Origin of the sequence: Caproicibacter fermentans (assembly GCF_014303955.1) — a bacterium.
GTDB lineage: Bacteria > Bacillota > Clostridia > Oscillospirales > Acutalibacteraceae > Caproicibacter > Caproicibacter fermentans.
Genome location: NZ_CP060286.1, coordinates 3,873,163 through 3,899,709 on the forward strand (window position 1 = coordinate 3,873,163; position 26,547 = coordinate 3,899,709).

General features: G+C 49.3%; 22 protein-coding genes, 1 tRNA gene and 2 pseudogenes. 11 read left to right on the forward strand and 14 right to left on the reverse strand.

Annotation, left to right across the window (positions count from 1 at the left end; genetic code table 11):
- The first annotated feature begins 120 nt into the window (after positions 1–120).
- From typA to HCR03_RS19195, 6 genes and pseudogenes are all read left to right on the forward strand, one after another.
- Positions 121–1,941, forward strand: coding sequence for a translational GTPase TypA (gene typA / locus HCR03_RS19170; protein ID WP_066643568.1), 1,821 nt, complete (start codon positions 121–123; stop codon positions 1,939–1,941).
- Entirely contained in the window at positions 1,941–2,834 is an 894-nt protein-coding gene (locus HCR03_RS19175; RefSeq protein ID WP_187035938.1) for a 3'-5' exonuclease, read from the forward strand. Before typA ends, HCR03_RS19175 begins: the two co-directional genes overlap by 1 nt.
- A 101-nt stretch (positions 2,835–2,935) precedes the next feature.
- The gene (gene pgeF / locus HCR03_RS19180; protein WP_187035941.1) at positions 2,936–3,784 is read left to right on the forward strand and encodes a peptidoglycan editing factor PgeF; all 849 of its coding nucleotides are present in this window, start codon (positions 2,936–2,938) and stop codon (positions 3,782–3,784) included.
- Positions 3,774–4,676 carry a radical SAM protein gene (locus HCR03_RS19185; RefSeq protein WP_187035943.1) on the forward strand — a complete coding sequence of 301 codons (903 nt, stop codon included), beginning with the start codon at positions 3,774–3,776 and terminating at the stop codon, positions 4,674–4,676. The genes pgeF and HCR03_RS19185 overlap by 11 nt, the downstream gene beginning before the upstream one ends.
- Before the next feature lie 61 nt (positions 4,677–4,737).
- Positions 4,738–5,423 (forward strand): annotated as a pseudogene (gene trhA / locus HCR03_RS19190) (PAQR family membrane homeostasis protein TrhA).
- A 206-nt stretch (positions 5,424–5,629) separates the two neighbouring features.
- Complete coding sequence (locus HCR03_RS19195; protein WP_187035945.1) at positions 5,630–6,355, forward strand: polysaccharide deacetylase family protein; 726 nt, start codon at positions 5,630–5,632, stop codon at positions 6,353–6,355.
- 4 nt (positions 6,356–6,359) lie between these two features.
- Here HCR03_RS19195 and HCR03_RS19200 read toward each other — a convergent pair whose 3' ends face one another.
- Positions 6,360–8,720: an HAD-IC family P-type ATPase gene (locus HCR03_RS19200; protein ID WP_139104006.1), complete on the reverse strand. Its 2,361-nt coding sequence runs from the start codon at positions 8,718–8,720 to the stop codon at positions 6,360–6,362.
- A gap of 245 nt (positions 8,721–8,965) precedes the next feature.
- On the opposite strand from HCR03_RS19200, the gene HCR03_RS19205 reads away from it, so the two are divergent.
- The gene (locus HCR03_RS19205) at positions 8,966–10,213 is read left to right on the forward strand and encodes an O-antigen ligase family protein (RefSeq protein WP_187035947.1); all 1,248 of its coding nucleotides are present in this window, start codon (positions 8,966–8,968) and stop codon (positions 10,211–10,213) included.
- A gap of 258 nt (positions 10,214–10,471) precedes the next feature.
- Positions 10,472–10,547 (forward strand) — tRNA-Ala (locus HCR03_RS19210).
- A 43-nt stretch (positions 10,548–10,590) separates the two neighbouring features.
- Here HCR03_RS19210 and HCR03_RS19215 read toward each other — a convergent pair.
- Both HCR03_RS19215 and HCR03_RS19220 read right to left on the reverse strand, forming a co-directional pair.
- Positions 10,591–12,240 (reverse strand): recombinase family protein, encoded by a 1,650-nt coding sequence (locus HCR03_RS19215; RefSeq protein ID WP_187035949.1) that lies wholly within the window; start codon positions 12,238–12,240, stop codon positions 10,591–10,593.
- Positions 12,241–12,368: 128 nt separating this feature from the next.
- Complete coding sequence (locus HCR03_RS19220) at positions 12,369–12,554, reverse strand: hypothetical protein (RefSeq protein WP_187035952.1); 186 nt, start codon at positions 12,552–12,554, stop codon at positions 12,369–12,371.
- 656 nt (positions 12,555–13,210) lie between these two features.
- Between HCR03_RS19220 and HCR03_RS19225 the strand changes: the two genes are divergently transcribed.
- Entirely contained in the window at positions 13,211–13,570 is a 360-nt protein-coding gene (locus tag HCR03_RS19225) for a helix-turn-helix domain-containing protein (protein WP_187035954.1), read from the forward strand.
- 28 nt (positions 13,571–13,598) lie between these two features.
- Here HCR03_RS19225 and HCR03_RS19230 read toward each other — a convergent pair whose 3' ends face one another.
- The 11 genes and pseudogenes from HCR03_RS19230 to HCR03_RS19280 all read right to left on the reverse strand — a co-directional run bounded on the left by HCR03_RS19230 (position 13,599) and on the right by HCR03_RS19280 (position 25,331).
- A complete protein-coding gene (locus tag HCR03_RS19230) occupies positions 13,599–14,021 on the reverse strand; it encodes a sigma-70 family RNA polymerase sigma factor (RefSeq protein WP_187035956.1) in 423 nt (140 codons plus the stop codon).
- A gap of 394 nt (positions 14,022–14,415) precedes the next feature.
- Positions 14,416–15,768 (reverse strand): D-alanyl-D-alanine carboxypeptidase family protein, encoded by a 1,353-nt coding sequence (locus HCR03_RS19235; protein ID WP_187035958.1) that lies wholly within the window; start codon positions 15,766–15,768, stop codon positions 14,416–14,418.
- A 17-nt stretch (positions 15,769–15,785) separates the two neighbouring features.
- Positions 15,786–17,933, reverse strand: coding sequence for a serine racemase VanT catalytic subunit (vanT, locus tag HCR03_RS19240; protein ID WP_187035960.1), 2,148 nt, complete (start codon positions 17,931–17,933; stop codon positions 15,786–15,788).
- Positions 17,930–18,694, reverse strand: a complete 765-nt coding sequence (locus HCR03_RS19245) for a D-alanyl-D-alanine carboxypeptidase family protein (protein WP_407926824.1) — start codon at positions 18,692–18,694, stop codon at positions 17,930–17,932. The genes vanT and HCR03_RS19245 overlap by 4 nt, the downstream gene beginning before the upstream one ends.
- A gap of 1 nt (position 18,695) precedes the next feature.
- Positions 18,696–19,739, reverse strand: a pseudogene (gene vanG / locus HCR03_RS19250) (D-alanine--D-serine ligase VanG); the annotation flags it as partial.
- 217 nt (positions 19,740–19,956) lie between these two features.
- Positions 19,957–20,616 carry a VanZ family protein gene (locus HCR03_RS19255; protein ID WP_187035967.1) on the reverse strand — a complete coding sequence of 220 codons (660 nt, stop codon included), beginning with the start codon at positions 20,614–20,616 and terminating at the stop codon, positions 19,957–19,959.
- Between the two features lie 47 nt (positions 20,617–20,663).
- Positions 20,664–21,623: a D-alanyl-D-alanine carboxypeptidase family protein gene (locus HCR03_RS19260; protein ID WP_187035969.1), complete on the reverse strand. Its 960-nt coding sequence runs from the start codon at positions 21,621–21,623 to the stop codon at positions 20,664–20,666.
- 94 nt (positions 21,624–21,717) lie between these two features.
- Positions 21,718–22,854 carry a sensor histidine kinase gene (locus HCR03_RS19265; RefSeq protein ID WP_228725031.1) on the reverse strand — a complete coding sequence of 379 codons (1,137 nt, stop codon included), beginning with the start codon at positions 22,852–22,854 and terminating at the stop codon, positions 21,718–21,720.
- On the reverse strand, positions 22,844–23,542 hold the full coding sequence (gene vanR, locus HCR03_RS19270; protein WP_187035973.1) for a VanR-ABDEGLN family response regulator transcription factor: 699 nt from the start codon (positions 23,540–23,542) through the stop codon (positions 22,844–22,846). Before vanR ends, HCR03_RS19265 begins: the two co-directional genes overlap by 11 nt.
- Before the next feature lie 120 nt (positions 23,543–23,662).
- A complete protein-coding gene (locus tag HCR03_RS19275) occupies positions 23,663–23,938 on the reverse strand; it encodes a hypothetical protein (protein WP_187035975.1) in 276 nt (91 codons plus the stop codon).
- Positions 23,925–25,331 (reverse strand): relaxase/mobilization nuclease domain-containing protein, encoded by a 1,407-nt coding sequence (locus HCR03_RS19280; RefSeq protein WP_187035977.1) that lies wholly within the window; start codon positions 25,329–25,331, stop codon positions 23,925–23,927. Before HCR03_RS19280 ends, HCR03_RS19275 begins: the two co-directional genes overlap by 14 nt.
- Positions 25,332–25,487: 156 nt before the next feature.
- Here HCR03_RS19280 and HCR03_RS19285 point away from each other — a divergent pair, with 156 nt between their 5' ends.
- Both HCR03_RS19285 and HCR03_RS19290 read left to right on the forward strand, forming a co-directional pair.
- Positions 25,488–25,718: a helix-turn-helix domain-containing protein gene (locus HCR03_RS19285; RefSeq protein ID WP_187035979.1), complete on the forward strand. Its 231-nt coding sequence runs from the start codon at positions 25,488–25,490 to the stop codon at positions 25,716–25,718.
- Positions 25,711–26,547 (forward strand): GIY-YIG nuclease family protein, encoded by an 837-nt coding sequence (locus HCR03_RS19290; protein ID WP_187035981.1) that lies wholly within the window; start codon positions 25,711–25,713, stop codon positions 26,545–26,547. The genes HCR03_RS19285 and HCR03_RS19290 overlap by 8 nt, the downstream gene beginning before the upstream one ends.

Below are 26,547 nucleotides of genomic sequence, written 5' to 3' on the forward strand. Positions count from 1 at the left end.
GCGGAACTTCCGCGGCGGCTTTTTTGGGGAACGGCTGCAATATTTTGGTTCGTTGTTCACAAATCCTGCGGGACATGGTATAATAATAATGTTTGCGAATTTGAAAGAAGAGGGAAATCGATGGATGTAAGAAACAATGTCAGAAACGTCGCGATTATTGCTCACGTCGACCACGGAAAGACGACGCTGGTGGACCAGCTGCTAAAGCAGAGCGGAGTTTTTCGTGCGAACGAAGTAGTCAGCGAGCGGGTTATGGATTCCAATGACCTGGAGCGTGAACGCGGCATTACGATACTTGCCAAAAATACAGCCGTGATGTACAACGACGTCAAGATCAATATTGTGGATACTCCCGGCCACGCCGATTTCGGTGGGGAGGTGGAGCGGATTCTGATGATGGTGGACGGCGTGCTTTTGCTGGTGGACGCGTTCGAGGGGTGCATGCCGCAGACCCGCTTTGTGCTGAAGAAAGCGCTGGGACTTGGCAAAAAGCCGCTGGTTGTTCTCAATAAAATCGACCGCCCCGGCGCAAGGCCGGAAGAAGTGGTCGACGAAGTACTCGACCTGTTTATTGAACTCGGCGCGAATGAAGATCAGCTGGAATTTCCCGTAGTATACGCCTCCGCCCGCGACGGTTACTCCTCGGAGGATCCGAATGTCCGCGAGGGGGACATGAAGCCCCTGTTCGACGCCATCCTGAAAAACATTCCCGCGCCGTCGGGAGATGCGGAAGGCCCGATGCAGGTCCTGTTTTCCAATATCGACTACGACGATTACGTCGGTCGGATCGGCATCGGCCGCGTGGAGCGCGGACATCTGCACATGGGCGACAGCGCCGTCCTCTGCCACCGCGACGGGACAACCGCCAATGTAAAAATTACAAAGCTGTATCAGTTTGAGGGCCTCAAACGCCGTGAGGTGGAAGAAGCGCAGCTGGGCGACCTCGTTGCCGTTTCGGGCATCACGGGACTGAACATCGGGGAGACCATCTGCTCGCCCGACCGGGTCGAGCCGCTTCCGTTTGTCAAAATCGACGAACCGACCGTTTCCATGATGTTTATGGTCAACAACAGCCCGTTTGCGGGAAGAGAAGGCAAATACGTCACTTCGCGAAACCTGCGCGACCGGCTGTTCAAGGAAGTGGAGACGAACGTCGCGATGCGCGTCGAGGAGACGGATTCTCCCGATACGTTCAAGGTTTCCGGCCGCGGAGAACTGCACCTGTCTATTTTGATTGAGGAAATGCGACGCCAGAATTTTGAGTTTCAGGTGACGGGGCCGCAGGTGATTTATAAGGAGATCAACGGCAAGAGGTGCGAACCGATTGAACTTCTGATGATCGAGGTTCCGGATAATTATGTCGGCGCGGTTATGGAAAAGCTCGGCACGCGCAAAGCGGAGCTTGTCAACATGAGCGCCCGCGGGAACGGCACGACCCATCTGGAATTCAAGATTCCGGCGCGCGGCCTGATGGGTTACCGGCAGGAGTTTTTGACGGATACAAACGGCAACGGGATCATGAACAGCGTATTTGACAGCTATGAGCCGTATAAAGGCGAAATCATCCAGCGCGCGCAGGGCTCGCTGATTGTCCATGAGACAGGAGAATCCACAGGGTACGGCCTTTTCGCCGCGCAGGACCGCGGCAGGCTCTTTATCGGGCCCGGCGTGGAGGTTTACGAGGGGATGATCGTCGGGGTCAGCCCGAAGTCGGACGACATCGTCGTCAATATCTGCAAGAAGAAACACGCGACCAACACCCGCGCTTCCGGTTCCGACGAAGCGCTGAAACTGACGCCGCCCAGCACCATGAGCCTGGAACAGTGTATTGAATTCATCTGCGCCGACGAACTGGTCGAAGTAACGCCGAGCAGCATCCGGATGCGTAAAATGATTCTGAGCAAGGAACTACGGATGAAACAGGCCGCCAGGAAAAAATAATGAAATTCGTCATTTTGGACCTGGAGTGGAACGGTGCTTACAGCAGGCGGCTCAAGGGCTTTATGAATGAGATTATCGAGTGCGGCGCGGTAAAGGTGGATGAGGGATTTCATATCCTAGACACGTTCGAAATGTTTATTCGGCCTCAGGTCGGAAAAAAGATCAGCGGAAAAATCAGCGATCTGACCAGCATCACAAACGAGGATTTGGCCGACGGTCCGCAGTTTCTGCAGGTTGTCAGCCGCTTCCGGCGCTGGACGGGCGACGCCGTTGTGATGACGTGGGGGACTTCCGACATTCTGGCGCTGATTGAAAATTACCGCTATTTCTGCGGCAGCAGGCGGATTCCGTTCCTGAAACGGTATGTCGATCTGCAGGCTTACTGCGAACGCTGCCTTTCCTATGACCGGACCAAACAGATGGGCCTTTCAACGGCCGCGCAGCTGTTGGAAATCGACGACAGCGATTTGGACCATCACAGGGCCCTGGCTGACAGTATGCTGTCGCTGCGCTGCTTTCAGAGACTTTATAACCCCGAAAAGCTGAAGCCCTTCCTGCAGGATGCCGAAAGCGAGGAATTCTATAACCGCATGGAATTTCGGACGGTGACGGTCTGCGACCTGAACCATCCGCAGATTAAAGCGTCGGACTTGGCCTTTTGCTGCGATTTGTGCGGCAGGCGCGCCCGGCGGTCCGGCAAATGGCAGCTTCGCAATAAAAGCTTCCGCGCCCCGTTTATCTGCAAGCACTGCGGGCACCGGTTTTACGGCAGGGTCCAGTTTAAATTGAAATATGAAGGCATGATTGTAAAAAAAGCGGTTCTGCCGTTTCAGGAAGAACCGAAAAATCCCGTAGAGGCGCGGAACCCGGAGACGCCAAAAGAGAGCGAATAAGCTCTCTTTTTTTGTCTAAAAAACCGCTAAACAGGTTTCTCGTTGTACTCGTCGGCGTTGTGTGTTACAATCGGAGTCACAGAAAAAATCGGAGGCTTTTTATGATATTACAGGGAAAGCAGGTAAAACTGAATCGAAGAAACGGGGTTGAATTCCTGACGTTTCGGGCACTGGAAGCTCTGCCATTTGTGGCGCACGCGTTTTCCACGCGGATCGGCGGAGTCAGCCGGAATGAATTTTCTTCTCTCAATCTGGCGTTCGGCAGGGGAGACCCCGACGAAAACGTGACGGAGAACTACCGGCGCATCTGCGCGGCGGCAGGCTTTGACGAGGGCTCGCTGGTTTCGTCCTCACAGGTGCACAAAACCGTGATCCGCCGGGTCGGACGTGAAAACTGCGGGGAAGGGTTTAATAAACCGAAGCCCGCGGGCGTGGACGGCCTGATTACGAACGAAGCCGGAGTAACGCTGGTCACGCACTACGCGGACTGTGTGCCCCTTTTCTTTGCGGACCCCGTTCATAAAGCGGTCGGCCTTTCACACGCCGGCTGGCGCGGCACAGCCGCACGCATCGGCGCGGAAACGGTCCGGGCGCTGTCCCGGGAATTCGGCAGCATTGCGCGGGACCTGGTCTGTGTTATCGGGCCGTCGATCGGCCCCTGCTGCTTCGAAGTTGACTCCCCGGTCTATGAGGTCTTTTCGCGGATGACGGATCTTTCACCGGATGAATGGATTCATAAGGACGGCGGCGGAAAATATCATATCGATCTGTGGGAGGCAAATCGGCGTGCTCTGGTGCGTGCCGGCGTGCCGGAACAGAATATCGCTGTTTCCGGTCTGTGCACACAGTGTCATTCCGACCTCCTGTTTTCCCATCGGGCGACCAAAGGAAAACGCGGCGGCCTTTCCGCGTTTCTCGCCTTGAGAGGGGAGGGCGACAATGCGGATTGAGCACTGTGCGCTCTGCCCGCGGCGCTGCGGCGCGCTGCGCGAAGCGCGGGAGGGGAATGGATTCTGCCGCATGGGGGCGGACCCGGTGGTGGCCCGCGCCGCGCTTCATTTCTGGGAGGAACCATGCCTGAGCGGAACGCGCGGCTCCGGCGCCGTGTTTTTTACGGGCTGTTCGCTTCAATGCGTTTTCTGCCAGAATTACCAGATCAGCACGGAGCGGCGGACGGGCAGAATACTGACCCCGCAGGAGCTGTCGGACGTGTTTCATCGTCTGGTGTCCCAGGGCGCCCACAATATCAATCTTGTCACGGCAACGCACTTTGTGCCGGCTGTGGTTCAGGCGCTGGCTTTGTGGAAGCCGCCGGTTCCGGTTGTCTACAACTGCGGCGGATATGAGACAAGTGAAACGCTTCGGATGTTGGAGGGTTTGGTGGATATCTATCTGCCCGACCTGAAATATGCCGACGGGGAACTGGCCGGACGCCTTTCCGGGGCGGAAGATTATGTGTGGGTTTCGCGCGCCGCCGTACTGGAAATGGAGCGGCAGACCGGTCCGGCTGTTTACGATGAAAACGGGATGATGCGGAAAGGGACGCTGGTGCGCCACCTGATGCTGCCGGGCCACACACGGGACTCCATCGCCGTGCTGGATTGGCTCGCGGCGAATCTACCGGGGGTCCCCGTCAGCCTGATGGCCCAGTATGTGCCCTGCGGCAAAGCGGAGCGGATTCCGGAACTGAACCGGCGGATCACGCGGAGGGAATACGAAAAGGTTCAGGATCACCTTTTCTCGCTGAACTTGGACGGTTATGTTCAAGAGCAAAAGTCGGCGAGAAAAGATTTTATTCCATCGTTTCAGCTGGAAGGATTGGAATGCCTTGACAGGCGTTAAATGTTGATGTAAACTATAACATATAGTAATCAATACTATATGTGACGGGATGCGATATAACATGGAAAAGAACGCGGGACAAACGAGATGTAAATTGAGCAGAGAAGAACTTCAGCTGCCGAGCTATACCGCTCTGGAAGAGGTTCTCAACGCGGTCACGCACGGCCTTGGGGTATTGTTTGCCATAGCCGGGCTGATTTTGCTGTTGGCCAAATGCAGACAGGACGCGGTTACCCTGATCAGCGTTTCCATATTCGGCGGCACCATGATTCTGCTGTATCTGGTATCGACCCTGTATCACGGCATGGGCATATGCCGGGGGAAAAAGTCCTGCGGATTCTGGACCACTGTACTATTTTTTTACTGATCGCGGGTACCTACACGCCCGTTTCCCTGCTTTGTTTCGGCGGTGCGACCGGCTGGGTCCTGTTCGATATCGTCTGGGGTGTTTCTGTGGTGGGAATTGTTTTGAATGCAATCAGCGTTCAGCGGTTCCGGGTCTTTTCCATGTGCTGCTATCTTGGCCTGGGGTGGGTGGTCATTTTCTTTTTTAAGCCTTTGATTGCCGTCCTTGATGCCGGCTCGGTAAGGAACCTGATCGTCGGCGGAGTCTTTTACACGGTCGGCGCCGTTCTTTACGGAATCGGAAAAAAGAGAAAGTACATCCACTCCGTCTGGCATCTGTTTGTCCTTGCGGGAAGCGTTTTTCATTATTTTGTTGTTTACCGCATCGCTTTGCCGAGGTAAGGGCTTAATAGTGAAATTTGTGATATCCGCCTGCCTGCCTCCATATATTAAACGGAGGCGGGTTTTTATGTTTTTGTCGGTGAAAATTCACAGGTACTTTCTTTTTTATCGCGATTGCAGTACTGCTTGTATCAGGTTTCTGCGGCGGAGCCGTTGCGGCGGTTCAGCAAGCGGGAGCTGACCGCGGCATACCGCTTCCCATCATTATGTACCACAGTATTTTGCGCGAGTCGCGCAGGCAGGGGAACTATACCGTATCTCCCGATACCCTGGAGAGCGACCTTGCATGGCTGAAAAAGAACGGTTATCAAACGGTTGTGGTTCAGGATCTTCTGGACTATGTGAAGCGGCAGGTTCCTTTACCGGAGAAACCCGTCATGATAACCTTTGACGACGGGTTCTACAATAATTATTACTATGCCTATCCGATTGCAAAAAAATATCAGGCAAAGATCATAATATCGCCGGTCGGTTATTACACGGATTTGTATACCGGCGGCGATGCGGACCATGCGAACTACTCTTATCTGACCTGGGGGGAAATTGACGAAATGATGCGTTCCGGCCTGGTCGAATTTCAGAATCACTCCTATAACCTGCATTCGACCCAAAAGAGGTACGGAGCCTTGAAATTAAAAAAGGAGAGCGCTTCGGACTATCAGTCTGTACTAAAGCAGGACCTGGAAAAAATGCAGCGGGAAATGAAAGAAAACACCGGCTATACGCCTGCCGCTTTTGTTTATCCGTTCGGGGCCGTCAGTAAGGAGTCGATTCCGGTTTTACATGAAATCGGATTCCAGGCAAGCATGAACTGCATGAAAAAAATGAATTATATCACGCGAGACCCGGACTGCCTTTTCGGGCTTGGGCGGTATATCAGGCCGACCGGAATTTCCAGTGATTCTTTCTTTCGTAAAATAGGATTGAAGTAACCCGTCAATTACGAAGCAGAATCCGTTCGATGAAATGGTAGACGACCGCCATGGCGCTGGCGGAGAATAAGAACATGGGCACCAGAATCAGCAGCATCGGAACTGTAGGGGCGGTTACTTCAAATACGGCAGGGAAGAAGACCAGCGCCAGAATGAAAGCGGCGGTCATGGAAGCAAAGAGAAGCGCTCTGGCCGTATTAAACGGAAGGCAGACTTTAAACAGGATTAAAAGCCCGGTGTAACCGGTAATCAGAACGGCGAGCGTGGACTGTTCCGCCGCGGAAAACCCGAGGTACGAAGAGAGGGAGACAAGAAGCAGGATATTAAGTGTCATCGTTACCGCACCGGGCAGAGATTGTTTCATTACATTCCCGATAAAACTTCCGTGCAGGCGGTCCCGGTTCGGCTCCAGCGCGAGGAGGAAAGACGGCGTTCCGATTGAAACGGCATTGATCAGCGTAAACTGAATCGGCTGAAACGGATAAGCGGATGCCAGAAACAGGAAGAATACCGCGATGGCGGCGGAAAAGATGGCTTTGACAAGAAACAGGGACGCCGATCGTTGCAGGTTGTTGATGCAGCGGCGGCCTTCCGCGACGATGCGGGGCATGGAGGAGAAATCGGAATCCATCAGGACAATCTGGGAAACGGTGCGCGCGGCGTCGCTTCCGGACGCCATTGCGACGCTGCAGTCGCTCTCTTTCAGGGCGGGGACGTCGTTCACACCGTCTCCCGTCATGGCTACGGTATGCTCTTTTTCTTTCAATGCCTGGATTAAGGTCAGTTTCTGCTGCGGGGTCACCCTTCCGAAAACCGTGAAACGCTCGGCGGCTTCCTTTAATTCCTCCTCGCTTTTCAGCTGGGATGCGTCCACGCAGCGATCGGAGCTTTTCAGTCCGGCTTTTCCGGCGATGCTTGCCGCCGTTCTGACGTCGTCCCCCGAAATCACTTTCAGCTCGACGCCCTGGTCCGCAAAATAGGAGAGAGCTTCCCGCACGCCCGGCCGGATTCTGTCGCTGAGCAGAACGAGAAGCATCGGCGTGAGACCTTCCGGCAGGTCATGATCGCCAAGAGGATTGCCGGAATGAGCCAGCAGAAGGACACGCTTGCCGCGGTTCGCGTATTTTTCCACCTGGGGCCTGATTGTTTCAAACTGATCTTTCAAGATAAATTGCCCCGCGCCGAGAACAAAGCTTCCTTTTTCCTGAAAACACGCGCCGCTCCATTTCCGAGCGGAGGAAAACGCGATTTTGCCGGTGCAGGTCCAGCCCGGGGGCTGCGGCATAATTTCCCGAATGGCGGTCATGGTCGGCGAGTTGTCGTCCATGGCGTTTGCAAGCGACGAAAGCGCTTCCTCGGCCTGTTCCTTTGTGATGTCGCTTAGCGGTACGACGGCCTCAGCCTGAAGGGTCCCCTGTGTCAGCGTACCGGTTTTGTCCAGACAGAGGGTATCCACGTGAGCGAGTGTTTCAATCGAGTACAGTTCCTGAACCAGCGCCTTATGCCGCGACAGCCTGAGCACCCCGACGGCCAGCACGACGCTGGTCAGCAGCACCAGCCCCTCCGGAATCATTCCGATCAGGGCGGCAACCGTTCCGACCACGGCGGGTCGGAGCGCCTGACCGGAAACGGCCATCTGCTTGTAGAACATCAGAACGCCGATCGGAAGAATGGCAAAACCCGTGATTTTGATGATGCGGTTGGTCCATGTCATAATTTCCGAATTCGGCTTTTTCAAATAGCGAACGCTTCCCGCAATCTGAGAAGCGTAATTTTCTTTTCCAATATGCTCCACCTGCGCCCTGCAGCTGCCGCCGACCAGAAAGCTACCGCTCAGCAGGCTGTCGCCGTTTTTCTTTGACACAGGGTCGGACTCGCCGGTAATCAGTGATTCGTCGGCTTCACAGTCACCGTTCAGAATAATGCAGTCCGCGCAGACCTGGTTGCCTGTTGAAAGAAGCAGGACGTCGTCAAGAACAAGTTCAGAAACCGGAATTTCGTTTTCTTTGCCGTCGCGGATTACATGAGCCTTCGGCGCGGTAATGAGCGACAGACGGTCAATCATTTTTTTTGCTCTGATTTCCTGTATGGTGCCGATCAGTGTATTGCAGACAATTACACCGAGAAAAAGCAGATTCTTATAAGACCCGACCATGATAATCAGCGATGCGAGCGCAAGATTCAAAATGTTAAAGGGTGTGATCAGATTGCTGCGAATAATCTGACCCACACTGCGGGTCCCGGATTCTTCTTCGCCGTTTGCAAGTCCGTGAGTCCGCTGAGATTCGACCTGATCGGAATTCAGCCCGGATGAATAGTCGGGGTGAAACCGTTTACAATAAGAATTGTTGTTTTCCATCATCATGATTTCATTTTCCCACTTTTTTATGTTTTGTTTTCTACTATCGTATCATAAAAATGGCAGTTTCATGGAATGTTTCCAATAAATTGTTAAAAACTTAAAAAACAGTTCATCTTTTTCGTTATAATTAACAAATAGATGTGATTCATACGGAGCGTTTCGATTCATTATTTATCTTGTTTCGCATCTACGATGTGATATAATTGACAATTGTGGTCTTGAGGAAGCGGAAACTTTAAAAGAAGGAGATGACCGCTATTATTCAAGCTGTGAAAGAAAGCATCAGGTTTGACTTTTTTCAGCGGGTTCAACTGATCTGTGCGGATTTTGACCGGTCTTTGGTATTATTGCTGGCTGCCTCGATTTTTGCCCCGTTTTATTTCAGTATGATTATCGTAGTCGGCATTGCTCTGATGACGATGGTCAACTGTAAAAAAAGGGTTCGCGCATTTGAAGCGCCTTATACGAAATTTTTATTTCTATTTTTAATTATTACATTTTTTGTTGCGGCAATCTATGATAATTATATCGGAATGGCGTACTCCATCCTGATTTATGCGGTTGTAAGCTGCGCACTGTATATACGCAGTATCATGACGCGCTCGATTTTCAATCAGGCGATGGATCTGATTTGTGTCGGGAGTATCATCAGTCTGTTTGTGGCTTTATATCAGAAAGCGTCTTCATTTGCAAGTGCTCCGGATTACAGGCCGGTATCTGTATTTACGAATACAAATTATTACGGTATGATTATTGAATTTGTTGTGCTTATTGCTCTTTACCGTATTTATACAAATTCTGAATTAAGTGCTTTCTATTTTGCTGTGATTGGGCTCAATTTTATCGGCTTGTATCTTACCGCGAGTTTTTCTTCGTTTACCGCGATGTTTTCGGCAGTTACTTTAATGCTGCTTTTGAAAAAGAAAAACAAAGTTGCCATGATATTTATTTTATCGGTTGGAATACTGGTCGCGCTGCTAACAGTCTTTCCGCAGTTGATACCCAGAGGAGCGGAGGCAATCGACCATACGTTTTCCCAACGGCTATCCATTTGGACGGCCTCTGTAAAGGGGATTGAGCAGCACCCGTTTTTCGGGCGCGGCGCCATGGCCTATCAAATGATTTATCAGCAGTTTTCCGGGTACAAAACTTACCATTGTCATAATATTATTCTTGACATTCTGCTTAATTTTGGAGTGACCGGATTAGCTGCCATTGGAATTTACGTCGGGGTACAGGCAAAGCTTTTGCTTCTGCGCTTCCGCAATCATATATTTATGGATATGAATATTCTGATGACGGCCGCTGCCGCCGCTGTTTTTGTACACGGACTGACGGATGTCACGATTTTGTGGATTCAAACGGGCGCTCTCTTTGCACTGATCTATTCTTCCACCGGAATCGGATCGGATTATATCGATAAAAACGTACGGGCTCCAAGCTTGCTTCCCGATTATTCCGGAGATCCGGTTGCGGCTTTATACCTGAAAAATTAACCGTCGCTCCTGCCTTCGATTGGCGGGAGCTTTTTTGGCGATGCATTGGGCGGAATTGCATCGAAAGCCCCAGAAAAAAGTGAAATTAACAGTTGCAATATTAACCACAACGTGATATAATATTAACCGTCGTCAAAATTGATTAAATGGTTCTAGTACATGAGCTCGTAGCTCAGCTGGGAGCGCGGAGTGTTCGGTTTTCGTTAAAGAACCTGCCCAAAAAGATTTTTGCCAGCAAATTTACAATTTCATAGATTTGGGCCTGTAGCTCAGCTGGGAGAGCGTTCGGTTCGCATCCGAGAGGTCGACGGTTCGATCCCGTTCAGGTCCACCATGTATGAGGAAATCTGTTAAAAGGATTTCCTCATTTTTTACTCTCATGCTGTGCGTACAAGTGCAAGTGCCGTATCTTCGGCCTCTACGCTTTCTTTGGCTTTCACGCCGCAGTAACTTTGAAACTCGTCAAACGAGACGTTGAAGTCCACTTCAATATTGTAGTCCCTGCCGACGCGGACAGACTTGATAAACTGCGACACAATCATTTTCTTTGCTGCGAAAGAGCTTTTGTCGTACAGGTCCGCCCAGCTCAGCAACCGGTCATACTCGCGCTTTCGGTTTTCCGAGGTTGCGAGCAAGGTTTTCAATTCCATGTCTGCCGCATCCAAAGTGGACTGGGCGTCTTTGATCTGTGCTTCGGTTTCCACTACCATTGTGTTCAGCAGATCGACGCTCATCCTGCTCTCACCGCGAATGACTTTGAGAGTTTCGCTTTTATAATCATCAAGCTCATTCTGCTTGTTTAGCAGATGTGTTTTTGCCATTTCGTATTTTGACTTTGCAAGTTCAATATCTTTCTCATGTTGGCCGGAGAGTATCTCTGATTCCGAAGCCGCCGTGATTTCAGAGAATTTCATGCGGATGAGCTGATCGACAATCGCATCGACCTTCTTTACGGAATAGCCGGACTGCCCATCGCATCCCCCGGGATGCCGAACCTTGTAGTGACATTGATACCTCATCCGGATTTCTTTCTGGACGCTACCGTCCGGCATCTTTTTCTTTCTCCCGCTGGTTGTCAGCGTCAGCCGGTTGCCGCAGTGGGCACAGAAGATATTTCCTACCAGCAGAGACTTTCCTTTGCAGTTGAGCGGAATCGAACTGTGGGGCTGGGTCCTCTGCCGCATAATATCTTGCGCGTGAACAAACACATCGTCGTCTATAATCCGCAGCCCGTCGATGTACTGTGATTGGCTGTCGCCGTTTTTAAGAATGCCCGTGTACATGACATTTTTGATGATGCGGTTCAGGCTCGTGTTGGGGAACCCTTTGCCGTCTCTGCTTTTGATACCGTTGTCATGCAAAAACCGGCACAGTCGCTGTGCTCCGAATCCTTCGTCAACGTACTTATGGAAGATCAGGCGGACGATTTCGGCTTCGTTTTCATCGATGGCCAAATCGGAAACCTCACGATTGCGCTTGTTGACACGGCCTCGCTTTACAAGTCGGTATCCGAATGGAATGGAACCGCCGGTGTATAATCCTTCCTCGGTAAGCTGACCCAGCCTCGTCTTGACACGAACGGAAGTCTTCAGACTTTCACCGGAGGCTTGCCAGTAACGGATGTAGTTCATCAGCTTGTCCACGTGGGAATCAAATCGCTGTTGACCTTCCATTGCACTCCAGACTTCAACGCCGTTCTTTACAAACCATTCGACCACAAAGGGCGTTTCGTCGTCGCGCCGTCCAAGGCGGTCAAACATGAACACCAGCAGAATGTCAAACTTTTTGGCGACCGCGTCCTGCTGGATATGCTGAATGGCGTCGCGGTCCTTTGCGGATACCTTGAATCCGGATACGCCCTTCTCGGAAAACTCTTTGATAATCTTCCAGCCCTGCGTGTCCGCGAACTCGCGGCAGCGCTGTTTCTGCATTGGAATGTCGTCCTTTTCCACCTGACCGAGAGTCGATACGCGGTATAGACAATATACCCGTTTTGGGGAACCGTCAGAATCTATGATTTTATCCATATACATAACCTCGATTCAAATATCTGAAAGATGATGTATATGGCTCGTTTCAATATTCAGTTGTCAAGGAGCAGTGTACACCATCATTATTGCACCTTGGTTGGATCTGTGCAAACATACCGACCCACTCATTTCGGCTGACAGGCGGCAAGCAAAGATTTTTGAATATTGCCAAGTATATTTTCCTTTCCATTTCCCGGATGTGACGAAAGATAGTTAACTTTTACCCTGCATCCCTCTATCGTCAGTACCTGGGATATCTTACCGGATTGCTGATTCATTGTACAAACAGGCTGCAAATTTTCCTGTTCCATAGACGGATGCTCCTTCCCAAATAAAAAAGGATAAGCCGCGTCGAAAGTGTTGATTTATCTTGCGATTAAAAAGTATGATCGACGCGGCTTTCCCTCTGTTTCGATTGTTTTTTTATGTTACAGACATTCCGGACGAACAGGCGGCGTACCTGTTACCATAGGAATCGCACCACCCCCCCATGATTATGGCGGGCCGTTCTCATTGCCTGCGACGGTTTTATCACGCTCGGGCTGTGACTGAACGGAAGTTTCATTACATACAGATCATTGCCGCAGAGTCGTCTGCGCCCAGTGGACGCTGCTCTGCTTGCGGCGCTGGTACTTTTCGCTCCTTTTCCGTTACGCTGAAATCGATCACCCCTCCTGCGTAAGGAAAAATCATGGCGCACCCGCCGCCCGGCTCCCTGCATGCCGCTGCTTGCGGTATGTATCCGGTTTGTCCCTTATTCGATTTTCAAGATGCAGCGAAGAATAAAAATATATCCCTCATTAACCTTTTCATTTTTGAGGCTGATTCGCAGGAGTATTAAAAAAATTTTCCGGGTGCTTAGGAATTCCTCAACAAGCATATTGAACTGTAAAACTACATAATAGGACATGTAAACTCGTTTTGATTTTCAAACAGGAGCTGTAAAATTATATAGGGTGATATGTGAATGCGTGATTTTGAAAATTTATATGATTTTAGAGCTTTTGGCCATGCGATAAAAGCGGCAAGGAAAGCGCGGGGCTGGACACGGGAGAAGTTGGCACAAGCAGTCGATTTGGCACCCCGTTACATCATGTCTATTGAGAACAAAGGACAGCATCCGAGTTTCCAAGTTTTTTATGAGCTTGTGACGTTGTTCAACATCTCGGTCGATCAGTTTTTCTTTCCCGATAACAGCGAGGAGAAAAGCACACGCCGTAGACAATTGGATGAGCTTTTAGACGGGTTGAACGAAAATGATTTGATTATTATGCAGGCTACGGCCAAAGGAATCAGAGAAGCGAAAACAGCAGAAACGGAGGGTTAATGCCCTCCGTTTTGCAACTTGATTCAGATCAGACGTTTTTCAAAAATCTTTCTATGTTCCGCAATCCGCGTTCGATGGCATCACGAACGGCACTTTCGTTGACCTTTTCGGCTTTGGCAATAGCACTTTTGCTCATACCCAAAAAGTAGTGGGCATAAATACGTTTGGCCTGCTTATCCGGCAACGCGGCCATGGCAGTATGCAGTTGTTCGATTGTCACCTTGCGTTCGTAGATTTCGCATGGGGACAGAGAGACAAATGTAATATCACGTTCGATTCCGTCTCCGCGATCCAGAGAGTAATACGCGTTATGGCGGTATCTCCGCAGATAGTACGCGGCTTCGGCGTGTTCATAAGAATCCATAAGAGCCGCAATTTCGTCCGGTACCTCAATGATGCAGTCCGCGGTATAAAAATTGGGATAGTATTTTCTCAGATTGATCTTGGTCATTTTATATTCCTCCGTTTCAATTTTTTGGTCTGGGCAAATCGAAACAGGGGAAGGTGGAGAACGGCAGTGAACAAAAAAATAATCAGACAGACGCAAAAATCCCGACAGGACGCAGTCCAATCGGGATAGAACATACATATATCCTATTGTGTTATTTGTATAGGTACATACAGAGCCATAATCGCCCCATACAAACAGGGAACTTTTTTTGATGAGTTACCGACTAAGATGAAAAGAAGAAAAAAGATGTCCGCTTCATCACGCTCGGCCGCATGCAAGCGGCTGTCTATGTAGTGAATAGCGATTTAACATAAAAAATCCCTCCAGACCCGCGAGTTTGGAGAGATTCGTATTTAGTTTCTAAAGCAGAAAGTCACCAAGCGCGCGGCAATTTCTAAAACTTCCTATATTTTTTTACTTTTTTGAGTTTTCTTTTTCTCCGTTTTTGGTTAGTGTACAAGAATAAAACCGTATACAAAGCGGTTAGCGCAAGAATAATTGAAATAATTACAATGAACCAAACCGACGTAAAAATAGATTTCAAAATTCCCACTGTTTTCAGCAGAGCGCTTTGTTCAACAGATTCGGACGCAACGAGATCAATGGTAACCAGCCGCTGATTCCCACAGCTTAGTGCTGCGGTTCCAATCTTCTGTCCCTTTTTTACAGGCGCATCTACACTTTTCGGGATATTCTGTGTTATGACGATGCTATCGGATGAAAGATTCTTAGGCAATATCGCGGAATATTCCTGACTGGAGATTAAAAGAAGTCTGTCTTTGTTCCATGCATTGTTCAGATTCACTTCACCACACGGATCGTCTTTTCGGAGAATCTTTTTCCATTCAAATGAGTTGAGCGCCCATTTCAAGAGGTTTTTTGAATCGGTCATTTCACCGCGTTGTTCGATCTCTTTACCGTTTTTGTCAACGGATGGGGCACCCAGCACAACGCAGAGGTAACTGTAACCGTCGGCAGAGGCAGTCGAAACCAGGCAATATCCGGATTCGTCCGTATGACCTGTTTTTGTCCCATTGGCATATTTGTAATAATAGGGATTGTCTGTTCGGCTGATGATTAACAGATTTGTTGTCCAAAGAGTTCTGGTTTGGCCTGATTCCGAGCCGCCGGCGGGCTTGTATGTATAGACCTCTTTTGCGGTGATTTCTTTGAAATGCGGCAGTTTCATTGCATATTTTGCGATTTTCATGAAATCGGAAGCGGAAGTGTAATGGTTGGGGTCGTGCAATCCATCCGGATTTGCAAAATGCGTATTTTTGCAGCCTAACCGGGCTGCTTCCTGATTCATTCTGTCAACAAAAGCATCCGTGTTTCCCTGACTGGCGTAATCTGCCAGAACCATAGCCGCGTCGTTTCCAGATCGAATCAACATACAGCATGCAAGCTGGTACGCTGTCAGGACATCGCCGGATTTCAGACCGGACATGGAACTGCCCGTTCCGAGCAGTTTGTCCAAGACTTCCTTTTTCACGGTTATCCGGGTATTGTCGAGATCCTTCACCTGTTCACTAATTACGATAAAGGTCATGATTTTTGTCAAAGAAGCCGGTTCCATACGTTTATCCGGATTTTTCTGAAATAATACCGCATTGGTATCCAGACTTACCAGTTCGGCGCTCTGCGACGACAGGGGAAAATCAGGCTGAAAACTCATGGCGGAGGCAGGAGCCTTGACTACCCCGAAACAAAGGAAAGCGCAGAAGAGAAGCGCAATCGCCTTTTTCATCAATACGATATCCCCCGTCAGGATGACTGAAAGTAGAACCGTTCCAGTCTGGTTCCCAGCCTGCTCAACAATTCGTTCGTAATTGTCCCGGCCTCGTCGGCAACCTGTTCCGCTGAAATTGTTTCTTGACCGTCGCAGCCGATCAAAGTGGCAACGTCACCCGGATTTACGTCGGGGATGTCCGTGACATCCGCCATAAGCTGATCCATACAAATTCTGCCGATAATCGGTGCGCGCCGCCCGTGCAACAAAATTTCTCCGTTTCCGCAGGACAGGCTTCTCGGCAGTCCGTCCGCATAGCCAATGGGCAGAACTGCGACCGTCGTTTCTCTCTCAGCGGTAAAAGATCTCCCATAACCGACGCTTTCACCGGACGACACCATGCGAACAAGGATAACACGCGCTTTGAGGGACAAAACAGGACGAAGGTCGGCAGACATTACGGTTTGGTCCGATGCGGAACTGAGTACGCCGTACATGGCGATACCGGGCCGGACGTAGTTGCAACGCAAATCAGGATAATTCAAGATTCCATAGCTGCTCTGAATATGAACATGTGGAATTGAATAGCCGTCCTGTTTCAAGAGGTTCAGTAAATCTCTGAAATTCTGAATTTGACGGTTTGTATATTCCCGATCTTCCGAGGCTTCGCTGTCGGATGCACAGAGATGAGAATACAGTCCGCACACTTTCAGATTTTCACAGTCCATGATCTTTTCAATCTCTTTCCCGTGCTTGCAGTCCTCGCCCAGCCTGTGCATTCCGGTATCGACCGCGATTTGTACACATAGCGGAAGATGACAAGAGTTCAATTGCCGCGCGTGTTCCAAACTGACAACCGTCTGCGTTAAACGATACTGAACCAGTTCCCGGATCCTTTGCGGATCGGTATAACCCAAAATCAGGATTTCTCCTTTAATTCCGTGCAGACGCAGTCGGATTCCTTCTTCTATCGTCGCAACAGCGAAACGCCCGATTCCGATTTTGTTGCAATATCGGCTTACTGCAATATCTCCGTGGCCGTAGGCGTTTGCTTTCACAACGGCCATGAATCCGCATTCCGGGGGCAGAACGCTTTTTAAGGTTTCAAGGTTATGCTTCAGGTTGGACAAATCGATTTCCGCCCATGCCCGATCACAATATGTTTTGGACATTGTTGTTTTCTTCTTCTTTCTTACAAGCAACTTAGTGATGATCCACCCAGCGGCGAGAGAGGCGACTGCCACGGCCAGAAAATGCAATACGCTGTTTTGAATGAAAAGCGCCTGCAATCCAACGATTTTTGCCGCTCTGCGAACGAAAAGAATCATCAGCGGATGAATGATATAGACCACCATAGACCACGGACGGTAAATTGCTTTCGCCTTTCCACCCCACAAGGTGAGGATGCAAAATAAAAAGATCATGCACCCCGGCAGAAAAACATACATACTGTCAAAATGCTGCCAGCCGAGAAAACGCAAAATCAGGGCTTCAGCCAGCATCAGAGCAAAGCTGACGAAACAGCCTGCTGTGCAGCCTTTCAGTCGAAGTTGCTTTGCGTGTTTCGCCAGATAGAAACCGGACAGTAAAAAAATCGGCGCAAAAAACAGGCCGTTCCTCGTGTAATCGCAAACGGAGAAAACTTCGTTATAGAAAGAGTTCAAAAACGGTAACTGTTTGGCCGCCCCGTAATAACTGTCCCCGAACAGGCCGACCGCGTAAAGAAGTACGGCGATTCCCATGGATTTTCTTGACCCGCACATCTTCAACAGAAGGACAGAAACGCCCATGCCCAGTAGTGCGGCGGGAAGATACCAAAGGTGATAAAAAGTGCCGTTGATTAAAATGTCTTTCAGAAAATGCGCACCCGGCGATGCCGTCCGCCATGTTCCCGCGTAAAGATTGACCGGGAGAAACAGCAGAATTGAAATACCATACAGCAGAGCTGTTTTCTGAAAAAAATGGAACAGTTTTTCCTTTCCGTTGTTCAGATAAGCGGGGAGAACGAAAAAGCCGGACGTCATCAGGAAGAAGGGCACCGCGACGCGGGCAATCACGCGCGTTAAAATAAAATCTGCTGTTCCGCTCACAGAGGACAGCGGCGAAGTGTGAATCGTAATCACGAGAATGGCGGCGATTAAACGAAACCGGTCTATCCCGGCATATTGTTTTTCTCGGTTCATGGCTTTCGCTCCCACATCGTCAACACAAAGCCGTCCTCGTTGTTGCCGGATATCCGGTAAGGCGTCTCGTCCGGAATCCGGACGGAAACCGGTTCGTTTCCGTCCGCTTTGACAAAGAAAATTTCCGCTTTGCCGGTTGGGGTCGGATAAAAAAGGTGGGTTCCGTCATAGGGAAAGCATTTGAGAAAATCCGTGTATTCTTCCAGCGTCAGCCCTTCCCGATTGATGATTTCAGAGTGGGGACAGCCGACATACCGAAAGTGCCACGGCTCCGGGGCAATTTGCGTAATGAATTCACAGCCCTTGCGATACCGCTCAATCAAACCGAAACGGGCGCACTGCTCCCGGAATTTCTGACAAACGCCGGTATGCGGAAACTCAGGCCGGATAAAGTCGATCTCCGGGCGGTTTTCCGCCAAATCGATGGCAAGACCGGTCTGATGCTCGCTGCATCCGGGAATGGCCACAAAGTTGCGTGTAAATTCGGCCCCGTTGTCCCGCTCGCAGTCGGCGTAAATCTGCTTTTGCTCCTGCATGGTACGAAACCCGCTAACGGGGACAATTTGTCCGGACGCCCGCAGGCTGTCGATCAACCTGCGAAGCATTCGGGCCATACGTCTTTCCACAAAAATTTCAGAGTAACCCGGCAGTGCGGATTTGAGGTCTTTTTCGCTTGGTTCGCAGCGCATCGGGTGAGAGGGATTTACCAGAATCAGACTTCCTTTTCCGATATCCTGCCGGAGCAGATTGACGGTTTTCATTTTCTATCGCCAGCCTTATTAATTGATCAATAATTTGTTTGAAGTCCATGCCGATTCCCTTCATCATGCTCGGATATCGACTGTGAGACGTGAAGCCGGGAATGGTGTTGACCTCGTTGAATACGATTTTCCGGTCCGGCGTGAGGAACATGTCCACTCTGGCGAAACCGGAACAGTCGAGCGCCAGGTAGATGATTTGAGCCGTCTTTTTGATGCGGGAAGCCGTCTCTGCGTCGATTCGGGCGGGCATGTGGATTTTCGAGGTTTTCAGGGTGTATTTCTCCGTGTAGTCGAAAAATCCGTGGGACAATTCTATTTCGTCCACCTCACCGACTGTAAGAGCATCATTGCCGAGTACGGCGCAGCCGACCTCAAATCCATCCACGGCTTCCTCAATCAGCACTTTGTTGTCAAACTGGAAAGCGGAATGAACGGCGTCGAAAAGCATGTCAGGTTTGTCCGCTTTCGTAATTCCAAAAGAGGAACCGGACTTCACCGGCTTGATAAACAGTGGAAAATGAAGAACTTCAACCGCTTTCAACAATTCAGCTTTTGGCAGTTCCTTCGTCAGAGCGACGGAACGCGGCACTGAAATCCCTGCAAGCTGTACCAAACGGTGAGCGGCATCCTTATCCATACACAGAGCGGAACTGAGAACGCCGCACCCGACACATGGAATTCCGGCCATGCTCAAAAGTCCCTGCAAAGTGCCGTCTTCTCCGTTCTTTCCATGAAGGACCGGAAATGCAACATCAATTTTTTCCGTTGTGGATAAACCATCCCGAAAAGAAACAAACCCGTGAAGGCTTCGGCTGGGGGTTAAAAAAGCCGGGACACAGTATTGTGGCTGATTCCATTTGTCCTGAATAATGGCCTCCGGAGGACCGGAATACTTCTTCCAGTCTCCTTCGCGGGTAATTCCAAGCAGCACCGGATCGTAACGGGCAGGGTCTAAATTAGTAATAACAGAATAAGCCGACTGTAACGAAACCGGGTACTCCGTGGAGCATCCGCCGAAAAGAACAGCGATCTTCAAACGCTTCATATTGCAAAAGCCTCTTTCTTCAAATTCCTTTGTGATTCGGGGCAGACAAAAAGCCTGCCCATTCCGGTAATACTATCTTACCGAAATCGGACAGGCTATTTTGGAATTCGCCCTTATCAAACCCTTAATGTTTTCTTATGGAAATCTTATTCTTTTGTGATTTCCAGAATGTAAAAATCCCGCCCATATCATAGGCGGGGTTTTGGAAGATGATGTGTCAGAGAAACGGGTTATACAGGAGAAACATCCCCATAAATGCGGCGAGTATATCGAATAGTGCTTCGTGCCGCAGCAGGAATATCTGACTTTCTTGTTCCTTTGAACTTTTGATTTTCGCGCAAATTGCGGAGAAGCATTTTCGTAGCAGTAGCCAAAACAGCCATCCGGCAAACGCTCCGAGCGTATTCATCAGCAGATCGTCGATATCCGAAATCCTGCGGTTGAACAGTTGACTGAGTTCAATTGACAGAGAAAGCAAGAATCCGCAGGATACAGTTTTCCAAAACGGATGATACCGTTCCCAAAGCAGCGGCAGCAAAAAGCCGAAAGGAATGAACAGCAGAATATTTTCCAGATACGGGCGAATGTCCGCTGCAAGATAATGAAACGGGATTAAATTGACTTCGCTTGCCGGAATAATCAATCCATGATCTGTAATGATGCCATAGCCGAAAAGCAAACGGATGGAAGGAATCCCTGTCAAATCCAGCATAATGGTCAGCAGCCAGACAAAAAAGAGATTCGAGACAAGATGTGGTAAGGGAACTTTGCCCTTGATATTTTTGCAGCGAATGATAATGGGAATTTCAAACAGAAGCAGAAACGGAAGTGCAGCGACAAAGCAGTTTAAAAGTTCCTTGGTCAGTGCTAACAGCATCTTTTCATCTCCCTTGACAGCAGCTAATCCAAAGGCAACGGGATGTCTCAGTTCAGCTCTTTATATACTGCGCACGCGTCGTCAATATCGTACTGCTCGGTTTTATGGTCTCCCTTCGCTCCGGCCGTCACGAGAATGTAATCTTTTCCGTCAACGCGGGCAAGACTTGCGAGACAAAGACCGGCCTCATCGGTATACCCGGTTTTTCCGCCGAGGATCTCTCCGCCCGGAAGTGTGTGATCATTCAAATTTTGGGACAGAGTGCTGGTAAAGGTAATGCCGTCCGGGTGTTTATTCGTGGCCGCCGTGGAATGACGGGAGGATGTGAAGATTTCCCGGAAAGTCTTATTTTGGAGCGCATAACTAAGGAGAAGCGACAAATCCTTTACGGTTGTGTAATGGTTTTCGTCTTGCAGCCCGGTCGAGTTGGCAAAATGGGTGTTATTCATGCCGAGCTGCTCCGCTTTCTGATTCATCTTTTTGACGAAGCTCTGCTCGGAACCGGAGACTTCATCCGCAAGCCCGATGCAGCACTCCGCTCCGCTTGGAAGCAAAGCGCCATAGAGAAGGTCAATGGCCCGGACTTTTTCTCCCGGCAGAAAACCGGCTCTCGACGCATCCTCTTTGTAAAGCGGCTGAAAAATGGAGGAAGAAAGCTCGACCTTTTCTTGCAGATCCGGCAGATTTTCAATCGCTACGATTGCCGTCATCATTTTGGTCAGCGAAGCAGGGTAAATCTTTTCATCACTCTGCTTCTGCATCAGAACGGATTTGTCACTCAAACGAACAAGAATCGCACAGGGGCTATGCAAATTTCCCGTATCAATAGAGACAGGAGGGTCGGAACTTTGCAGCATCAGAGTAAGGGCCGGTCCGGAAGCTATGGAATGAACACTCTTTTTTGTTATGTCGTTCATAACGGACGGCCCAAATTTAAATGCCGCGATGAAAACAATTGCGATCAGGGCAATAAACAGGCAACCGGATTTTTTCTTTCTGTAATGCAACGGTAAAACAGCTCCTTGGTTTTTGTTACCTCTATTCAACTACAAATTCGTCTGCAATGTTGAAATTCTGTCTTAGGAATTTCTTAAGATTCTCTTATGACGGAAGTTTCACCGTAAATACGGTGCGCTCCGAATTGCTTTCTGCTGTGATCGTGCCGTTGTGGGCCGTCACGATCTCTTTTGCGATGGCAAGGCCGAGGCCCGCGCCTCCGGTGTTGGAGGAACGGGAGGAATCCAGACGATAAAATTTTTCAAAAATCGTGTCCAGCTTTTGCGGAGGAATCGGTTCGCCGTGATCCGTAAAGGTGACCACAACATTTTCGTTCTGCTGTACTGCCGAAATATCAATTACGCTATTCTCAAAACTGTAAGCAATCGCATTTTTCAGAATGTTGTTGAACACGCGCGCCAGCTTGTCCGCATCCCCCGTCAGGGTGAGGCCCTCCGGCGCACGGACGTCGGCCTTTCTTCCTTTTGGAACCAGCATTGGATAAAATTCGTCCGCCATCTGCCGGAGCATCAGGGAAAGGTTGACTTTGCTTTTATTCAGCACGAGAGACTGCAAATTGAAGCGGGTGATGTCGAAAAATTCGTTGATGAGTTCTTCCAGACGGTATGCTTTTTGCAGTGCCACGCCTGTATATTTCTCTTTTTGCGTCTCCGGCATGTCCGGAGCTTCGTTTAAGAGGCAGAGGTAACCGATCACGGAGGCCAGCGGAGTTTTCAGGTCGTGGGCAAGATACGTAATTAGATCATTTTTTCGCTGCATTTCGGTCTGCGCAAGTTGGCGACTGTGCTGCTCCATTTCTTTCAACTGCAAAAGCTGAATTTTGAATTCTTGATATTCCTGCGGCAAATCAGGTAAATTTTGATCCGACAGCAAAACCTGTCGCATTGCGTTTGTAATTTGGTTCATCATTTGTTTCGATTTTTTCTTTGCGGAACCGTAGTAAATCAGGCAACTCAGCAAAACGATAACCGCGACCGCAACAACGAACGCAATGCAGATGAATTTTTTCATAGCAGGCCAATTGAATTGTGTGTCCACGAAAGTGCCGGAAATGCCGCGATAAGTATGTGTGCCTTCCATAATGAAATAGTTATGCATCCAGTCGGCAAATATCCTGTTGGTGATTCCGTTGTCCAAGACAAACAGGATGCCAATGCTCGACACGATGGAAACTGCGACAACCAAAAGTATTTTGATCGGAGTATTTAATTTACTTTTCAATTTTATAGCCGACCCCCCATACTGTTTTGATGTATTTGGGATGTTCTGCCGAATCATTCATTTTCTCGCGCAGATGCCGGATATGGACCATGACCGTGTTGTTGTTATTGCTGTAGTACTTTTCGCCCCAAACATCCCGGAACAATTCTTCCGAGCTTACCACATGTCCGCGATTGAAGCTAAGAACCCATAAAATTGAAAATTCCGTCGGCGTCAGCGACAGCGGCTTTTCATTGAGGGTACATTCATGTGTATCTTGATTCAACATCAATCCGGAAAAAGAAAGAATAGATTCTGGCTGCTCTGGTTCACTGGAATTATATCGGATGAACCGGCGTAGCTGCGCTTTGACACGAGCGACGAGTTCCAGCGGCTGAAACGGTTTTGTCACATAATCGTCCGCACCGAGCGTCAGACCCGTAATTTTATCCATTTCCTCCTCTTTTGCCGTCAGCATAATAACGGGGAAATTGTGTTTTTCCCGGATTTTTCGGCAGAGGGCAAACCCGTCAATATCCGGCAACATTACGTCAAGGATTGCAAGATCGATCTGTTCCGATTCTACGCTCCGAATGGCATCCTCGCCGTTATAGAATTTATGCACGGTAAATCCTTCGCTTTTTAAGTATACTTCCACCAAATCCGCTATGGCCTGCTCATCGTCTACCACTAAAATATCAGTGCCCATCCGCTTCCTCGCTCCTTTTTCCGCTAAACTTCCATGATTAATCATAAGGCAAAGGACAAACGAGAGTCCGTTGATTTTCCTTATGAAAGTCTTAAGATTTTATGAAGATGCTGTACAATGTTAGACTTCTCTATTCACAATATATACGGAAGTTATAGAAAAAGCAATTTTGTCGTTAATGATAGCAACAAGCAAGGTGAAATTTGTGGAAAAGAAAAGCGGCAAGCAATGCATAGTGGTACCCACTATGCCCATTTCCCAATTTTTCGCTTGCGCGAAAACCGGGAAATTGCTTGTTGGTGGCAAGCCCCCAATCCCCTCTGATCGCACAATAAATTGTGCGGCTGCGCGTCCTGCGGACGCTTCTGGGATCATAGGCAGCTTAACGCTGCTCATGATCTTTTTCTCTCTCTGCTTCGCGCCTGTCGGTGCCAAGCAGATGATCGACGTTTGCTTTCACGGTCAACAGTTCCTTCATTTCATTGCGGGCATTGCGATAATCGGTATAGGCCGCTTTTTTCTCTGCCAGAAGCGCCGCATATTCGGCCTGTAAGCTCTTGACAGTGGGAAGTTTTTTCACGCCCAGCTCATCGAATGATTTCTTCGCCGCCTTGTGCAACAGGATATCACTCTCATGCTCCGCAAGAAACTTTTTGGAATACCCCGCCTTGCGGTAGGCAACGTAGGTGCCGCGGGTCTTGGCGTAATTGATAATCTGCGTTTTCAGAACGGCGATTTCGGCCAGCCGTTTTTCAGCCACTTTGATTTGTGCGGAAAGCTCGTTGTACCGGGCAACTGCCGCCGATGTTTTTCCAACCAGCACATCGTAATCTAACAGATTGTGCTCGGTCAGATAGTTCACTGTCTGCGCCATCTGCTTGAGGTTGAACACCTTGGCCCAGCGTTCATAACCGACGCCTTTTCCTGCGCGGAGCTTGGCCTGAATATCCACCAGCAGATTGATCTTTTTATTCGGCACGGGCCGGACGATTTTTTTGCGCGGTTTGTGCGCTTTTTCGCCGGAGAGGACGGCCCGAAGCTCCGCCTCACTGTAACCGCTGCCTAGCGTATCCAGCCGGATGAACCGCTTTTGATTCTTTCCGCGCAGGGCGGGAATTTTCCCCGGTTTAATTTCATATCCGGCGTCTCGCAAGAGCTTCAGGAGCGCGTCAAAATCGGCAGGCTTTTGAGCTAAAGCCGCATCTATTGCCACACGCAAAAGCTCCCGGTTGGAGGGCTTTGCCTGATCGCCCAGCCATTTGTTGTAGCTCTTTCCGTGACGCTGCGGATTCTCCACGATCGACAGCCCGTTCTCAATGCACAGCATATCATTCAGCCGCCGCACGGCTCTGGTACTTCCCCAAAAGTTTCGGAATTTTCGGGTACAGTCGAGGGACGTGGAATTCCAGATGATATGATTATGAATGTGGTGTTTGTCAATGTGTGTGCAAACGATGAAAGCATGGTTCCCGTTCGTAAAGCGTTTGGCAAGCTCACAGCCGATCCGGTTTGCTTCCTCCGGCGTGACCTCGCCAGGGACAAAGAACTGTCGGAGATGATAGGCGATCACATCGTCCGCACCGCGCGTTCTGTCGGTGAGCACGGCATACTGCCGTTTGGAAAAAAGGAACTCGGCGTCGGCTGTGCGGCTGTCGCATTCATAACCGGTGATAAGCCTGCCGTAATCCGTTTTCTCCGGGTTTTCCGCGTATTCGATAATGTCGCTGATTGCCGTGCCGACGTCACGACACTTGCCGGTATGCAGCGGCATCAGCCGCGTAGTTGCCATGAGCAGAACCTCCTTTACAAAAATAGAAATCCCCTGTGAAGATGTTTTCATCAAAATTGCGATAGATTCGCAAAATTATGCGAAATTGACTTGAGCGCAATAAATAAACATTGTATAATATTGCTATATTATGAGATGAAACCGGAGGTCACACTAATGACCGTTTCTTACAACAAGTTGTGGAAGTTGTTGGTTGACAAAAAAATGAGCAAAGCCGACTTGCGGAAAGCCGCCGGAATTGCTCCTAATACAATGACCAAACTGCGTCGTGATGAGGAAGTTTCACTTGCAATACTAGGAAAAATATGTGCTACGCTTCATGTAAATATCGGCGATATTATAGACTTAATTCAAGATGAGACGACAGTGGAGGCGCACCATGGGTAAGGCAAAACGAATAGAAATCATTTTTCATAATGGAGAACCGGATGGCATCCGAATTTATATGCGCCCTCTCTCCACAATCAAAGTATTTGTAGTACCGCGCCCGTATCTCAACGAAGCAAAGACTTTGACCGGCACTGGCAACCCTGGCGTCTACTTCCTTATCAATGACGAAACCGGAGCGCTGACGCAGATATACATAGGGCAGACCCGAAATGGAATTACGAGACTTGACGATCACAATGCAAAAAAAGATTTCTGGAATAAGGCCATTTTGTTTTTGGCGAACGACGAGCATTTTACGCTAAATATCATCAGCGGACTTGAAAAATATGCGATTCAACGTGCCATTGATGCTAACCGTTACCGTGTGGATAACAAAGCAGTTCCAAAATACAAAATTTCAGAATATGATCTTCCATTGATAGAGGAAATCTACGAGGAAATCGAATTTATTATGGCAACATTGGGTTATCGAATGAATGGTATTGATGCTCAAAATGTCTTTACCACGTCAAGACGGGGAGTAGTTGCCTATGGTGTCTATACTGGTGAACATTTTGAGGTACAACCGAATTCTGAAATTGACTTTTCACATCCGGCAAAGTTAGAAAGCTATAATGCTCGACGCAAGGCCTTGCTTGGTGATGGAACTATTACTAAGCAGAGTGACGGCAAGCATTATCTTACGAAAATAATAGGATTCAAAACACCCAGCGGAGCCGCCGACTTCGTCCTCGGTGGCAGCAACAACGGTTGGGTGGAATGGAAGGACAAGGACGGTAAAACACTGGACGAGCTGGTCCGGCAAAACAATACGAATGAATCATAA